The following is a 17,116-nucleotide window of genomic DNA, read 5'->3' on the forward strand; positions in this document are numbered from 1 at the left end:
ACCACAAAAACGGGTAGTCGGCCCCCGCCAGCTACCCGTAAAAATTCCCATTTATGACGAACGAAGATACGATTTTAAAGGCTGATAGCCAAACGGGTACCCAATCGATTCCTGTCCGTTTTCCCTATGCAGATGATTCAAAAATGTCAGAAGGTCAGCATGTCAAGCCAGATTTAAGCAACCAGACTCAGGTTAATGTTTTAAATGGAATTAAGCAAGCATTTAAAGAAGCAAAGCAGCAACAGAGTCAACAGACAGAAAAGCTAGTAGAGCCTATATCACATGAGCAGCTAATGGCCAATCTACTCAAACAGATCACAGAAGTTGACTTTCGAATGTTGGCAAAGCTGGACGCTAGGGACGAGGAGACTAAACTTAAAGTCAGCGATCATCTTGTCTTGGTAGCTGAGCAGGTACTAACAATAGCCCGGCGCAATCACTGGAGCCTATGCCGACGATTCGCATTTTTTTATCTCTTTAATGGGGCTTTTTGGCGCGTTGTGGACAAAGATGACTTGCGACGGTTCCTGGGGCAAGCTGCTGAACAGATGGGTATTAAATGGTTGATGGCAAGATCAGTGGACTTTACCAAAAAGCTATTCGACCAGTTCAGTGAAACCGCTTATCTGCCCGCACCTGCCATTAGTCGGGACGTAATCAAGATCAATCTCTTAAATGGGACATTTAAATTCGGTCCCGACGGCCAGCAACTTTGCGAACCTCAGGCGGCTGACTTTCTCACCCACCAGCTACAATTCTCTTACGACGCTGATGCGAAAGCCCCATTATTTGAGAAATTCCTCAACAAGGTGCAGCCCGACTTGGATTGTCAAAAACTCCTGGCGGAATACATCGGCTATGTGTTTGTATCGCCCTCACAGCTAAAAATGGAGAAAGCCATGCTGCTCTATGGGTCAGGAGCCAATGGCAAATCGGTTTTCTTCGAGATTATTATGGGCTTACTGGGAACAGAAAACGTTAGTAATTACTCGTTCGAAAAACTGACCACTGAGCCTGCTTATCGGGCTCAGATTGCTAACAAGTTACTCAACTACGCCAGCGAAATATCAGGTAATTTAGAATCTACGGTTTTTAAGGCACTGGCTTCAGGGGAGCCTGTAGAAGCTCGTCTATTGTATGGGCAGGCATTTACGATGACTGACTATGCGAAGCTGTTGGCCAACACCAATGAGCTACCAGCTGCTCCTGAGCACTCCCATGCTTATTTCAGACGCTTTCTGATCGTACCGTTTACCGTCACCATTCCTGATCATGAACAGGATAAACAACTAGCCGCTAAAATTATTGCTAACGAATTACCAGGCGTGTTTAACTGGGTATTGGCTGGATTGCGACGACTACTGGCCCAAGGACGCTTTACCGATCCAGCTGCGGTACGCCATCAATTAGAAGTTTATCGTAGTCAATCGGATACAGCTCGCCTGTTTATAGATGAAAACGCTTATCAAGCTGATCTGGATCGATATACAACCCTACAGGAATTGTATCGAGAGTATAAGTCCTTCTGTGCTGAAGATGGCTATCGACCTGTCAAGAAACTCAACTTTAGAAAGCGACTGGAAAGCTATGGTTTCCGAGTCGATGAGAAAAATGTCGGGAAGGTAGTCTATGTCGTTCGGGCAGTTAAAACGAGCTAAAAAAATAAAAATGTTTTCTCAAACCTCACTTTTACCACTTTCACCACGATTTGAAATGAAAATAAGCGCTTTTGCCTAGGCAAGCGTGGTGAAAGTGGTAAAAGTGGTAATCAAAAACAAAGATTTATTTTTCGATGACCACGATAAGCCTAAATAGATCGAGTGCTGATCGACTCGAGGTTGATTATGGCACTACCATATTCGAGGAGTTAACTGGGCAAAGCTTGACCCGAAAAGGTCAGTCTGTCCGGCTCTTCGATCAAACTACAAAATCTTCCGAAGCCTATTACCCTGCCGACGAACGAGGCAAGCCCTATGTCCAGAACTTCCAGGAAGCTAAACGTTGGTATCCGATCTCGGCTTATGCTGAAGCCCATGACCTCGACTGGAAAACAGCCATGCAACAACTGGTAAGCCGATACTTGGGTAATACTCGGTCTACAGGGAGTCATAGTGCCAGACCTCGTCAGCGTCCAGCTATAGTTGTAACACCTAAACCACCTACCAGCTATCATGAACAGAGTTTGGTAGATAGTACCTTAGGCAATTATGAGCGTAACAACTTCGCTATCTACCTCCGTAGACTATTTGGTAATCCAGTAGCTGATGAATTGCTAGCCTTATTTCGGGTTGGCACCTGGTATGACAACTTTAGTGTTTCTCGCCATTGGGGATTCTGTGATGTATTCTGGCAGATCGATGAGCAAGGCCGTGTCCACGCCGGTAAGATCATGTATCACAGTCGGGCAACGGGCAAACGATTCAAGGATAAGAATACTGATGCGCCAGATCGACCGGAGTGGGTGCATAGACTGCTATCCATGAATGACTTCAACCTCGAACAATGTCTATTCGGTCTTCATCAACTCCCTAACCAGCCTATCGATAAGCCCATTGCGATTGTCGAATCCGAGAAGACGGCCATCATTGCTACCGCCTTTGAGCCGGGCTTCATCTGGCTAGCCTGTGGTGGACTAGGTAATCTATCGGTGGATAAATGTAAGCCGCTGGCAGGCCGCTCCATTACCCTGTTTCCTGATCTGGGCGGCTTCCAACAGTGGAGCAACAAGGCCGAGGAGCTAAAACGTTTAGGGCATACCGTTCGAGTATCCACCGTCCTCGAAGGACAGGGATCGGCCTTAGACCGGCAGGCGGGACTTGATATTGCTGATTACCTGACGGCTCATCGCTGCGAGACTACTGGACGAGCCCTTTCTAGTATCGATGGTTATCCCGCCCTATGGGATTGTGAATCTTTACAATCAGAGCCGACGATCAAGATCAAAACTCTCACTGACTACCTCAATCATGATTAATATAAACAATCCGACCTCAACAGAGCTAGCTCAGATCGCTATTGTTCAGCAGCGCCGGTTAGCCGATTTACAACAGTTGCCTCACTGGAGTAACAGTCAGTTTGAAGAAGTACTATTCTGTCTGCAACGGTGGGATGATGACCGCAGCGAGTGGATACAGGAGGTAGAGTCTCTTATCAAGCTAGCCTTCGATGTCCGTGTACCCGATGTGTACGCCGATAAGCTCAGAGAAATCATTCAACACTGGCGGGATTCCGGCCAGCTAAAAACAAGCAAACAAGCCGTATGAAACGATCGAACACCGCTGCACTAATCAATATTGCCGGGTTAGAGCCGGCAGCGTCTATTGATACGGACGGCGGGCCTAGTTGAACAAGAGTATCATTTATACCCTAATGTGGAATCTATATCCTTTAGAGTAATGAACCAGCATCAAGCATCTCATTTACCTGGACCAGCCAAGCCAATCAATATCACCCCTTGGAACCAACCGACTTTTCTCAATCAGACCATTCAGGATTATCTATTTGCGCCAGCTACCTATACACCGTTAGCGCTTATCGACGGGCTTAATGATCCCATTCAGATTGAACTATGGCAACGACTAGATGCCGTAGACCTTCAGCTACGTATAGCTATGGCCTATCAACAACCCCGATGGCACTGGCTGGACCGAGAAATATGGGCTTTCCTGGCCTATCATCACCCCGCTGCTCGTGATCTGATTCCCCAGGCCCTAGCCACTATCAAGCAGGCTATCCTAAGCCGGGAATGGTATGAGTTAGGGCCATATTACGAGGGCGTTCATCGCCATACCCAACATATTCTTAGCATTCAGCGCTCACCCCGACAAAACCCACCAACTCGCTAAATGAAACCGCTTACTGTCTACCAGGCCACCTATCTATTTGCACCCGCTTTCGGCGCTCACGTACGCCAAGCTGGCTCGGATGCCCATCCACTTTTAACCGAACAGATTAGGCTCGAGCCGCCATTAGACAAACAGCTTTACCCAGATGTCCACCTTGCAGCTACGGGCAGAACCAGTTTTCGCTCGTGTTTATTCTGGGCTCCCTGGTATCGCTCCACACTCACTGACATCTATTTCACCGACGAACTACAGGGCGATGAGTCTTATGTGTTGGTTTGGCAGCCACAACAGCAGCAAGCCGATCATATAACCACTTTTCGTTTATGGCTATTCCCCGTACAGGAAGACTTCCCTAGGCCTGCTCAATTCTGGCGAAAAGTGCAGCACTTACTTCAGCCGCCATAAAATCTACCCCATTTCCTACCAACCAGCAGTCAATAGCATCCGCATTTTTTCCGACTCCAACTTATGCAATCAAGACCACAAAATACACCGGGCCCAACCCCTGCCCGCCTTCCTGAGCTTCGCTACTCTCCTGACGTAGTTGCCCGTATGAAGGCAACCGGTGTCGATCCGTCGGCAGCAGAACAACGCCTGGCTGGCCTCCCTCGCAACGAAGCCGAAACAACCTGGGCCAACGTTACCGACTTCTACCGCCGTAATACCGATGCATCCAGCCGGGTGGCGGCCTACCAGGGACCAGATAAAAACTACCTACAAACCAGAGCCTCACAACCAGTCAACGAAAGCTGGACGGGATGGAATGATCTGGGTAGTCAGTTCAAAAACTCGTTTATCGATCTCTCGCAGGGGCTCGCTGACTTTTTGCCCTCGACTGTCGATCTGGCTATGTCGGCTATTTCCAATCCGAGTGATACGAGTTGGTATCGTCAGTGGGACAAAGCAACCGACGACTATTTCAATAAAGCCAAATACTACGTCAGTCCCGAGGCGCAGGCCGCTGTCTGGGATGATAAATCAGGTATCAACTGGAAAGCCGTGGCCGGTATGACCGGAAGCACACTGGGTTTTTTAACGACGACTATGCTCCCTATACTGGGGCAGGTGGGCCGGGTTGGACAAGCCGCTAGTGCGGGGTCTACAATTTCCCGGATTCTAACTGATCCACGATTACAGTCTGGGGCTATCGGGTATTTACAATCCCTACCTGGCTATAAAGAAGCAGCGCTAAAAGCGGGTTATACGCGCAATCAGGCGGCACTGATAGCCCCCATTCTCTCCACGGCCAGTGCGGCCCTTGAATTTGCCGGAGCCGATGCGTTGGTTAAAGCCGCTAAGTTAGCACCAGCCGAAGCGTCGGCTATCGTCCGGCAGCTTAGTAAAGAATCGGCAGCCGAAGCGTTTCAGTCGATGGCTGGCAAACAACTTACCGAAGAGGGATTCAAAGATGTAATCAATTTAACCGGTAAGCGTTTTTTTGACAAACTCAAACTACCGGAAGTTCGTAGCGCTATTTTTCAGAACATTCGGGGTGGGGCGATTAGCGAAGGGCTGGAAGAACTAACCCAACAAGCCGCCGAATCCGCTATTCAGAAAATGGCCGACACGTACTACGGCTACGACGCACCGGGTGGCAAAGGTTTTGACCCAACTGTCAAAGAAGCATTAATCAACGGCGTAACCGGCGTATTGATGGGCGGGATCGTCGGCGGCTCAATGGGCGGAATGCTGGGCCGTACCCCGACGCTAGTGGGACAGCAGACGGTTTGGGGTAAGCTAGATTCCGACGTTCGAAACTTGCTAAATAACAACCCGGATCTTGATTTAGCTAACAACAAAGACGGGTTAGATATTTACCGACTAACAGACCGCTTAAAGAGCGAAGGCAAGTTATCGGATCAGGAGTACCAGCAGGCTCGTGCAGGGTTGGACGACATGGTTCGGGTCTCGTCCCGGTTAGCCAATACCAAAAGTGATCCGCAGATGCGATTTGCCTTGTATAATCTGGATAATCAGCAGCGGCAGTGGCAACAGCGAATGCAGGCTGAGGTTGCCCAGCCCATGCAGCGCTTAGCTGAACTAGCCGATGAGCGGGCACCGGGCGAATGGTTTCCAAAGCCGGGTCTTGATACCTTGGATTTAGCCGAAGCGACGAGTCTGATTAGTCAGAATTTGCCCAAGAAACAGCAGTTAGCTGAGCGTATTGGCGAAACGATCAATAAGTCTGTATCGGGCTTAATGAATGAGCAGACCCGCGTTCAAACACTAAAGTCGTATCAATCCGATTTAGATGGATTGGCCGATCAGTGGGAGAATGGTGTTCAGTCAGAACCAGAAGTAGTCGCTAAACCGGATCAATACACTGAAGCCGATCAGCCTGGATTGTACCGAACAATGGATACACCCGATGGCCGGTTTGCTTTGGCCGATACGGGAAATGGCCGGGAGGTATTTCGGGTTGAAACTAAAACCGATGGCGCTCAATCCTCGGTGACTGAAGATACCGATCCAACGATTAAGCGGTTCCGGGGCTATAAACTACCCTCGAAAGGTCGTCCGGTTGTGAGCCTAAGAACCATATCCGATCAGACCCAACATGACGAATTACTGAATGCCTTTGACGCTAACGAGGATGTAACGGAAGATTATGCCGACTGGCGTACTAGGCTTTCGCAGGGCTACGAGGATAATGAACTGGACGGTCTGCGTCAGGCGGAAGCTAGTTATATGCAGGAAGCAGCTAATCTGCCTGCCGATGCACCCGACTGGCAAAAACAGGACTTGGCCCGTAAACGAAACTGGCTCAAATCGGCAATGGCTTCCCGTGCCGCTGACTCTACTGAGTCCCGTTATGCACAACCCGACTGGATTTCAGACTACTTAGGCGATGAATTGCAGCAGGCGGGTATTGATCCTGATAAACTGCGTGAATTGCCTATTGATACGCAGTCGGCTATATCTGAAGCCTTACAAACAGGCGATTACCAAACAGCTAACCAACTAGCGAATGATACCGTATCAGATACCACAAGACCGGATGAGCTACCTGCTCAGCTTGCAGCAGCAACAGAACGCGGCAAATTACTTGCGAATGCAGCAGCAGCTTCCCAGCAGGTACGTGAGCGGTCAGCAGTCGTTGACCAAATTGAACAGGCTCTTAACGCCGGAGAACTCACCGCTGATACCGAACAGCAGCTTATTTCAGCACTTGCAGACCTTGAGACAGCACTACGACAGGAATCAGAAGCAATTGCTGCGCTTGATTCAATCGAATCCGGCAACGACAGCCGCCCTGAAGCGGGAACTGGTCAGCAAGAAAACGGAAGGAGTAGTATTGCCCCAGAACAAACAGCAGTCGATAACGCTGAATCCAAAGCAGCCGCCCAAGCCGAAGGGCAGGCGAATGTGGTAAGTCGTCCTGAGAAACGAACAGGCGAGCCAAAAGTAATTGACCGGCAGCCACAGGATTTACAAGAAGCTATTTTGCAGTACTTCTATCAGAAAGGTAAGATCAGGCGTTCTGACTTCGCTCGCTACGCTGATCCTAACTTAATGAAAGGTGCGAAGGGTGGCAATCCGTATTTAAACTATACAGCCGCCGATGAAAATGCCGAGTCATTGGATACGATTGCTCGTCAGATTGTCGAAGAGCAGTTAGGTCGTCCGGTTGAGGAAGTCGATGAGCAGCAGGTTATGCAGGCTATTGTCGATATGGTTCAGTCGTTTGCTACCAACGGTAGTCCCAAACAGCAATTACTGGACTACCAACAGCAGGAGTTCGAGCAACGGATGAGCAAGGAGGATTTATTCGTTGCGCAGGCGACAGACGCAACACCCCTGGAGGCATTAGTACCGTTGATGACAGGCATGGATCAGGCAGGAGTGCCTATCGCTGTGCAGGATCAACTTATCCGTGTTATTGGTGAGCAGTATCTACAGCCAACGGGTTTAGATTGGGTTGGCGTTATTGACCTGCTTGACTACAACCAGTTCTTTGCCACTTATCCAGCTCTGCAATCCCAACTACTGACTATAATCGATCAGATTGCTCAGCCAGTACCCATTACCCAGGCCGAGTACGATGCCTTTAGCGCACTCGCCAACCTGGAAAGCAGTAGTGCACAAATGAGTAACGATGCCTGGGAGCAGATCGCTCAGCAACAACATTTATCCAATTCACAGTATAATCAACTGATCGACTTATTTTATGGAAACCAATCCGAATCAACCACTCCAACCCGAGACGATGCCGACGCTCAATCCCAACCAGCTTCTACTAGCGAAGCGAGCCAAGACACTGGGCTATCTGAGCCGGGAGATCCAGCGCCGACGGCAGGCGGGAATAGTACCCCCGAAACTCGATCTGAAGCCCTAACGCTGACTCAGCAGGCCCAGGTCGTAGCCGCTCAGAGTTTGCTAGAAGCTGACATTCAATCACTGGAACAGCAAACGAGCCAACTCACCCAGCAGGCACAATCGCTTAGCCAGCAATTGAAAGCAGGAAAAGGTCAGTCAGTTCTCCCATTCAATCCGGCAGGCAGGCCTGTTATCCGACTTCGCACGCGGGATGTACCTATGGGTTTTTCTGATCGGTCGTTTGTTAGCAAGGAATCGGGCCGGGCAGCCATCTATGAGCTAGTCGAAACATCGCCTACGACCGCTAGCTATCGGGTAACGCCGGAGACTAATGGGCAAGAATTGGCCTTGTATGATCCTTACTCGTACTTAGATGCTACGGAGTATGCGAACTCATTGCCTCCTTCTGGAGACGTGTCAATAGTTACGGTTGAGCCAGGGGAACTGAGTAAGTCTGGTAATGTATGGCGAATTACCAAAAAGGCTGTCGTTCGTTTTGAGTCGCCGAATCAATCGAATGTATCCAACATCGAGGATTCAACGGCTAGTCGTATACGGGATATTTACGATCAGATTGAGGCGAACAACGACCGAATAAAAAATCTACAGGACAATAAAGCTAGGCTAGCCGAGGTAGCCGACCTAGCGGCTCAGCAGGCTACATTACTTAGCTACTCGGATAATCCTAAAATACCCTTATCACCAGAATTTCACTCAGGATTAATCGCTCGACTAAAAGAAACCTTTGCCGGTATCGCGGATAATGTACAGATCGTTGACTCGAACAAAATTGCTGAATTAGCCGAAATTGAAACCGGTCAGCAGCTACGGAGTAAGGGTACGGTCTATGGCTTTGCGACCAGCGATACAGTTTATTTGAATAGCGATCATTTAAATGCTAATACGCCGATCCATGAGTTCGGTCACTTCTGGAACCGCTGGGCAAAATCAAATCGAGCTGATTTATATAAAGAGGGCATTAAAAAAGCTAAGGCTAATGCTGCTTATTACGAGGCTATAGCTAACGATATATTCTATCAGCAGCAGGCAGATCGTCTAGGTTTGTCAGGTAAGGCACGTGAAGAATACTTTGCCGAAGAAGCGTTAGCGACGGCGATTGGCGATCAGGGCGAGCGCTTTGTCTCGCAGGCGGCCCGAAAAGGCTTTATCGGCTGGCTAGATCGACTCTGGACAGTAATCAAAGATAAATTAGGTATCGAGAACAGAACGGCGCAGGAAATAGCCGATATGGACTTGCAGGAGTTTTCGGGTGGGGTTGCCGCCCGATTACTGGAAAGCAGGCCATTGAGTGGCTCTGTACAGGCAGAGCCAGATTTGCAAACCAGATTCTCCTATGGGCCAGCGCCGACTAGTAATGATCAGCCTGCTAGACCCATTACTAATCAGGATACACAAATCCTAACGCAGCTCACGGAGTCATTTAAAGCCAAAGCGCCAGAACGGAAGCTATTGACCCAGCAAACGCCCCAGCAATTAGCCGACTACTTCCGGCAGACATTTCAGCCAATGGTTGATGCCGTTCTTCAATATGCGCCGGAATCATCGGTGGCGGAACGATTACGTAGAGTGCGTGAGAATAGCGTTACGATCCTCGATCCGCAAACCGGGCAACTAAACGACCAGCTGCTCGCTAGTTTAGCCTTCGAGCTAACTGCTGGTAAACCCAAAGGGAACGGACCCGTTGGGCGGCTACGTGATCTGCTCTGGGAAGGTCAAGCGACGAAAAGTCTCCAGAAACGAAACGGCTATGAAGCTGAACCCGATCTGTTAACGGCCTATCATGAACTATTAAATGAAAACGCGATTATCGCCGAGGATGGTAGTTATCAGCTGTCGAATCTGAGCGAAGAAAAAAGGGATGCCACAGCCGCCATTGCAGTCTACACCACACAGTCTAGTGATCCTACTTTTGTGAAGTTCCAGAAGAAAGTGCTGACGCGCAAGGTACTCGGCAATGCGCTGGATATAGAAACGATAGGAAGCTTGTTATCACTCGGCGAAGGCTCAGCCTTGCAGCGAATTACCAAAGACATTCGCCGGACCTGGCATGCCAGAGCGGCAGAAGTGCGGCTCCGGCGAAACCATATCGTCTCAGAGCTAACGGAAGATCTGAAAGGATTATCCCGGTTTGCTTCGCCCTCGGGTAAGATTGGGGATATAGGACAGGTAAAAACCTATCAATTATCTGGATGGGAAGATGGCAAAGCCACTACGCTAGACCTGCCTGTTAGTGACTGGATGGATCTGTATTTTACGATCAAAACCCAGCTAACCACAACCGGTAAAGGTGATCCTGCCAAAGCCACTTCATCCGCCTTGGCCGATGTGGTGAATGGTCAACTGGTAACCACTCGCTCTGCGATTGACAAAGAGAACCGACTCAAGAAAGGAACTTACGGGTATCAGTATACTGCACCGAGTGAAGAAACACCTCGAACACTACTCATTGACCGTACCACGTACAATCAACTAGAGCAGCTTCTTCAAGCCGAACACGGCACTATCGTATCAAAAGTGGAATCTCTGTTTGCTGATCCGGTAGCCAGAAACTATGTCTCGGGCCTGTTTGAGATTGAAAATGGAAAGCCCTTGCTCTTGGAGGATTCTTACTATCCCACCCAGACCTGGACTTCCCTGGCAGAACGAGATGCGGTGCCGAGTGGTAGTGCGTTACTGGAAGAATCTCGAATTTTACGCGAACGTAAATCACCACCGTTAAAAGTGATAGGCCGTGATTTACTAGCCAGAATCAGCGGCTATACCAACATTGAGCATCGCTACATTGCCAACAGTGCGACGAAGTTAAATCTGGAACGCTGGCGGAAACGGAATGCGGAGTCGTTACAAAAGGCTCCTCAATGGATGACGCAGTACCTGCTCACCATTGAAAAAGATATGAATGACGGAGGAGTCAGTTCGCCTACTGAAGAGGTGCTTGACTTTGAGGTAGCCGGTGTTGATTTAGGACTTCGAGCCTGGATGCGTCGCTTTAGCCGCAGTACGTTCGCCTTCTCGCTAACGACCGGTCCTAAGCAGCTCCTAACCCATTTGAATGCTTATGGGATGGGGATTATTGAGAACCAGTATCTCCGTCAGGCAGCCACCGATCTGGGTAAACTGGCCGTCGATAGCTATAAACTAGCTAGACAGTCATCTACCCAAAGCCTGTTTGGGGGTGAGCTACTAGAAACCAGCTACCTGAATGAAATGGCAGAAAGTCCGTATATGGCGACTATTCTGGACCGATTGACCAGTGCCGATGAAGCCTATCTAGGTCGTCCAACGCTGGATAATATTAAAGCACAGCCGCTGAATGGTAGTATCGCCTTCGCCCGGAAAGCAATACACGATGTTTCCGATGTAGGGTTGCGCTGGGTACGAGCTAGCGACCGGGCCGTTATTCTATCCTTCTGGAAAGCGGCTCAGTATCAGGTGCAGGACAAAATAGCGAAAGGCGAATTACGTGACTCATTAGGTAATCCGATTACTGACTTTACCAGTGATGCGGCTTTACGAGAAGTAGCTAGACTAACCGAAGAGTTGACCTATGCGACCAACACCATGTCAGGCGAAGGAAATTCGACACCGTTGCAACGCAATAAAGGTTTAGCCGGGGCTATGCTGGGTCTCTATTCCGGTCAGCAGCAGAAACTGGTCAATACCTGCGTCAAAGCCATTGATGCTTATCTGAAAGCCAGGGCGATAGGCGACCCTGATGTAGACCAGCTACGAGACAAAGCGATCTGGACAGTCACCAATCTATTGTTATTCAACGCCGTTGGTGTGGGTATGGTCAATTTACTCTACCGCTTATTGAGTGGGTTACTTACCGGCGATGAACCTCAGGAAGATATGCTGACTTCCTTAAGCTGGGATGTAGGCCGAGGTTTATTAGGGTCCGTGCCTTCTGTACCAACGGAATTGATGATAGCCGCCAGTACTTGGATCGACGGGCCTAGGTGGTCGGATGAGGTGCTAGGGTATGCACCAGGACAATCGTTTGAGCGCGTAGTCGATGGGATGATAGCAGCTAAAGACTATATGATGACCGACGATCCAGAAGTAGCGGCCAAGCGCTGGAATACACTGACCTACAGTTTAATTGATGGTAGTGCTCATTTACTCGGGGCTCCCGTTCAGATTCCGAAGCTCCTCAGTAAAATTGCTAAAAGCGAACCGATCAAGGAAGAGGACTGGATGGTAGTGCCGTAACTTAATATCGATCAGAAGGCTTACTCTACAAGCATTCTGATCAAATCTTCATTTCATTTTTGAACAGATGCTCCCAATAAGACTGCTTGTATTTGTACAATCCCAACCGGGTCATGAACAGCCGCTTCGATTAATCGTATGTGTGGTGAACGAAAACTTCCCTACAGTTAGCAGGCTATGGCCGATGGTGGATCGCTACCTCAAGAAGCTCCCAGCTTTGGCTCCGGCAATTAATTCTATTTACTAAGCAATACTTACAAACAACAGGACAATGACACAAAGACACACGCAATATTTTAGCAAAGGGCAACTCCAGGATATTAGTCCATCGCTGCAACCAGATGGTACTTATCGGTCGGGTCGTAACGTTCGACTACTCTATAATGTTGATCCAGAAGGTGATCCAAAAGAAGGTCGGTCACTGGCGCTAGAAGTCATGGCCGGTACATCACCCGCCTACTCGCTACCCGACGGATATTGGCCACTAGGCGAAATTGATACCGATTTAGGACTAGCCGTATTATCGACAAACGGTATGTTTTCCGAGATTGGTCTTGTCGATCCCGATTCGTATGGAGTGGGCATTCTGCCTGCTGGTGCGATCCGGCCAAAAGGGTTTGCCTATGTGTACTATACGTTGTACAATGATCAATATGATCCTAATAATGAGCGTTTGGAATTATACGCAGGCGATCATATACAGCTAACGACCATTACCGAAAACGAATTGATAACCCGTATCCAGTGGGTTGACGGTGTGGATGGCCACGGCATCCGAACCCTGAATTTGAATCGTTGCTGGGAAGAGGGAGGAGGTTTGTATCATCGCCAGATCCAACTAGGATCATTAACTACCTACCCCCGCCACCTGTCTATTCACCAGATGATGGTAATGCCCGAGGTGAACTTTGGCTCCCTGGACTATGAAAGACGGATTGATGGTAATTTGCTATCGGGAGGCTACCAGATTACGTACCGATATAGGACGCTGGACGGCCATGCTTCGCCCTGGGCTCCGATTACGACCCGCCCTTATTTTGTCTCAGACAAGCCGATTCCTACTAATCCTAGTATCTCTCACCACGTCCGCTATATGGGTGCGTCAGGTGTAGCGACCCAGGATGGCCTTCGTTTTGTTCTAGCAGGCGTCGATAGTCGTTGGAATACGTTAGAGGTAGCTGTTTTATATCACAGGGGATCGGTAGGTGTCGAGCGGGCGTTACTGACGCAGCGAATAGAACTAGACACTCTGGCGAATGATTTAGCATCCATACCTATTGAAGTCAAGACCTTTTCGGGTACGGCGTTAAATACAGCGGAGTTCTTATCTCAGCAGCAATCCTTCGAGCGCGTTCAATCTATTGCTTCACTCAATAGCCGATTATATGCGTTCAATGTCGATACCACGCCAGCGCTGGCTGTTGACGCAAGCCAAGTATCTACAGAGTTTTGTGAGCAATTATTTACACCCGACACAACGGCTGCTCCGACATTTAAACCAAAGCCAAATCCAGAAAATCCGTATCGGCAGGACGGCGACAAGCTGACCAATTCATTACCTGAAACAGTTACCAGACAGCTATCGCTATATAACACGCGATTTGGCGGGAAAGTCTTTGCGTCGCTCCCAATCATTGAGGACTACAATCACAACAAAGGGGTTCAGGTAGCTACCCGTCTGGCCGGGTATCGACGGGGGGAAACCTATGGCTTTGCCGCTGTTTGCCGAGACACTCGTGGCATTCCTTATTTTGCGACGCCATTGGCCGATATAACGTTCCCAGATTGGTCTGGCCTTCCTCCCGCCAGGGACAACAAGACAGTTCAAGTAGGCGCTGTTTTCAATAACATTAAGTTGCCCAAATCAATGGTGTATGCTCGCAATGGGAAACGGCGGCTGGGTAGTATTGAGATTGTACGCACGCAAGCATCAGGTCGATTGGATTTTCAGGCGTTGGCCATTAACTGTACAGTCAACGTACCAGAGAATAGTACGACAGCCGAAAGTGATCAGGGCTACAAAAAGATTGAGCCTCATGCAAGCTGGAACAATGGGTTCAGACTCGCCAACACCGGCATCGGCGGAGGGCCTTCTCATTACGGGCCGCACTGGACCAAGACAGAGAACACGAACATTAAAAACCAGGGGGCTATTGTTGAAATATCATTCAAGGGCCGCACTAACGACCCCACGGTAACAATCAATAAAAGCTACTGGGCGACCCTTCACGCGCCAGATGTACTGACAACCGGCATTTTGCCTGATTTATCGAAAAGTCCTAGCTCAAGATTGGAAATGCTTGGCGCGGCCCACGGCTCGCAGGGTAATGAAATCAGGCTCACTATTGCCGAACTCCTAGAAGATCCAATAGGCAGCGGAAACTTTGTCGATCCGTTTCCATCAGGTCGAGGCGGGCCGCTACATATCTATACCAAAAATTACAAAACCAACGGACAGCTACTGGCCGGAGGTGATGCGAACGGAAGGCCGAAGTTAGGTGACAAAACGAGAATCAAATCCTGGTTTTTACACAACCAAAGCCGGACCGATGTTTCGTACAGCAATATCGATACCGACAATGATAAATTGATCTTCTCGCCCTACCAGAGCCTGTTTCCTCAGTACCGGGAAGGCGCTTTTGCGGGTACAAACCAACCAGAATATAGAATCCGCTGGGGCACGGCGGGTAATCCACGTCCAGGGCAAAAACATGGACCGTGGAATTTTGTTGATGCGTTTTTAGCTCCGGGTACGATAGTGGCCTGCCTGAAAGACTGGGAGGCAGTGGATGTAATCGAGTCGCCGGATTCCTATGTGAGTCTGGCGATTGTCAATCACGTCAAAAGTGCCGATCCGCAGCCCGCCGCCGATGAGCGGAGCTATTATCCGACCGGTTACTTTCTGCCGATTACCGATGAGGTATTAGCTGAATTGCCTATCGAAGCCGATTCATCGGGGCAGCAAATCGCTTATATATTATCAGGAGTCGAGGTGTTTGGAGGTGATACCTATGTCAATCTTGTTGATTTATGCCGGTTATATCCTTTGTGGGATAATGGCTGCGAGCGAAGAAACAGCTATACGCCTGACTTTGGTGTCGGTCATATCGTACCGATGGAGAGCAAATTCAACTACGCCCTTCGACAGGGCCGCTCTCTAGCTAACAATGCCATGTATTCCCAGGAAGCGGCTTGTGAGAACCGTTTTTTACACGCAACTAACGGCATCGCGTTTGGCCAACCTGAGGAATGGAATATCAATGAGGTACTTGTTACAAAAGAGACAATTGCCATTTATAAACCCTTGCCTAGCACGGTTATACTCGCTCATAATCGCAAGTACTCCATTTATGTTTCCCAGCCCAAATTATACGGTGAGCGGGACGATAGCTTCCGCCAGTGGCGACCAGCCGATTACTATGACCTTGACGGAACGAAAGGCGAAGGTGTGCGTATGGAGGTGCTGCTAGGCGGGTTGTATGCCTGGCAGGAGCGGGACTATGGCCGCGTCCGGGCCAGAGACAGGGCTATTATTCCTACCAGTGTCGGTGAGCTGACAACGGGAACGGGCAAAGACCTGGACGGCATTGATTATGCCGGTCAGGGAGTCGGCTTGCATGAGTTCAATGCCCTGTCGGTTAGCGCCGATCGAGCCTACTGGATCGATAGCGAACAAAAGTTGCTCTGTCGTTTCTCCCAGGCGGGGAAAGATGACTTATCGGATCGGGGACATGCGCATGATTTATTTACGCTAACCTTACCCGATCACCGAGCAGCTAAATTCTCGCTAGGTGTGGATCATCGATCCGGTGACGTATGGATTACCTATGGTCAACAGTTGGTCAATCAAACCCGGACAGTACTTTACAATGAAAAACTGGATGTGTTTATAGGTGAACAGGACTGTCAGCCAGCTCGCTATACGATGTGGCGCGGTAAGTTATATGGCATACACCCTGGTAAAAAACACCAGATTCATGTACTGGCATCAGGGGCCGCTGGCATCTATTTCGATCAGTCTTATCTGGCCGAAGTAGAATGGATTGTCAATCCGCAGGTGATGTATCCCAAGGTGTTTGACAATGCAGCCATAACACTAACTGGCCGGGATGCACTGGTGTCGATGACGATGCGTACGCAGACGGATCAGCAGATTGTTGATTTGCGACCCGGTGTTGATTATCGAGTCGCGTTTCGCCAGGGCCAGTTGTGGTTTCCACTTATGAATCTGGTACCGCGTGATGGCGATGTAGATCCCCGTCTACGTGATCAATATCTGATAATGACCTTAAGCATCGATTCTACCCAGCTCTCTGTAAGTGACCGATTTACACTCACTGGTGCTGATACCTTATATCGGCTTTCTCCTCGTTATTAAATTATAACCAATAAGATGGCTAATCCGCAAAACCAGCTCCTGCTATATAGGAGCTGGTTTTGCCATACTTAATAATTCAATGTGTAAAGAAACGGATAGCCGATAATCTATCTCAGCCTCGGCTATTGCCTGCCTACCGTTTTCTTATTTGCTATTTTGGGTAAAAACTTGATAATAAACATCTTGCATAAATTCTTTCTCTAAAGCGCTACCACCTTTTAGGTTTTTATCATTTTGGATAAAAAATTGGCAATCAACGCATTGATGAATTATTCCCTTCAATCAATAATCATCAATTCACCTACTGAAGTGGGATACGTCTTAGCAGAGCAGAAAGAGCAGC

General features: G+C 49.0%; 7 protein-coding genes. All 7 read left to right on the forward strand.

The annotated features are described in order from the left end of the window. Positions 1-53: 53 nt before the first annotated feature. The 7 genes from GK108_RS10220 (at position 54) to GK108_RS10250 (ending at position 16,773) form a co-directional block, all read left to right on the forward strand. Positions 54-1,658 (forward strand): DNA primase family protein, encoded by a 1,605-nt coding sequence (locus tag GK108_RS10220; protein ID WP_246224783.1) that lies wholly within the window; start codon positions 54-56, stop codon positions 1,656-1,658. 134 nt (positions 1,659-1,792) lie between these two features. Further along, the gene (locus GK108_RS10225; RefSeq protein ID WP_163946803.1) at positions 1,793-2,974 is read left to right on the forward strand and encodes a DUF6371 domain-containing protein; all 1,182 of its coding nucleotides are present in this window, start codon (positions 1,793-1,795) and stop codon (positions 2,972-2,974) included. Next, on the forward strand, positions 2,967-3,263 hold the full coding sequence (locus GK108_RS10230) for a hypothetical protein (protein ID WP_163946805.1): 297 nt from the start codon (positions 2,967-2,969) through the stop codon (positions 3,261-3,263). The genes GK108_RS10225 and GK108_RS10230 overlap by 8 nt, the downstream gene beginning before the upstream one ends. A gap of 132 nt (positions 3,264-3,395) precedes the next feature. Next, positions 3,396-3,845 carry a hypothetical protein gene (locus GK108_RS10235; RefSeq protein WP_163946806.1) on the forward strand — a complete coding sequence of 150 codons (450 nt, stop codon included), beginning with the start codon at positions 3,396-3,398 and terminating at the stop codon, positions 3,843-3,845. Next, positions 3,846-4,250, forward strand: coding sequence for a hypothetical protein (locus GK108_RS10240; protein ID WP_163946808.1), 405 nt, complete (start codon positions 3,846-3,848; stop codon positions 4,248-4,250). Positions 4,251-4,313: 63 nt separating this feature from the next. After that, positions 4,314-12,395 (forward strand): hypothetical protein, encoded by an 8,082-nt coding sequence (locus GK108_RS10245; RefSeq protein WP_163946809.1) that lies wholly within the window; start codon positions 4,314-4,316, stop codon positions 12,393-12,395. 271 nt (positions 12,396-12,666) lie between these two features. Then, a complete protein-coding gene (locus tag GK108_RS10250) occupies positions 12,667-16,773 on the forward strand; it encodes a hypothetical protein (RefSeq protein ID WP_163946810.1) in 4,107 nt (1,368 codons plus the stop codon). The last annotated feature ends 343 nt before the right edge of the window (positions 16,774-17,116 follow it).

The sequence above is a fragment of the Spirosoma terrae genome (genome assembly GCF_010435915.1).
Lineage (GTDB): Bacteria > Bacteroidota > Bacteroidia > Cytophagales > Spirosomataceae > Spirosoma > Spirosoma terrae.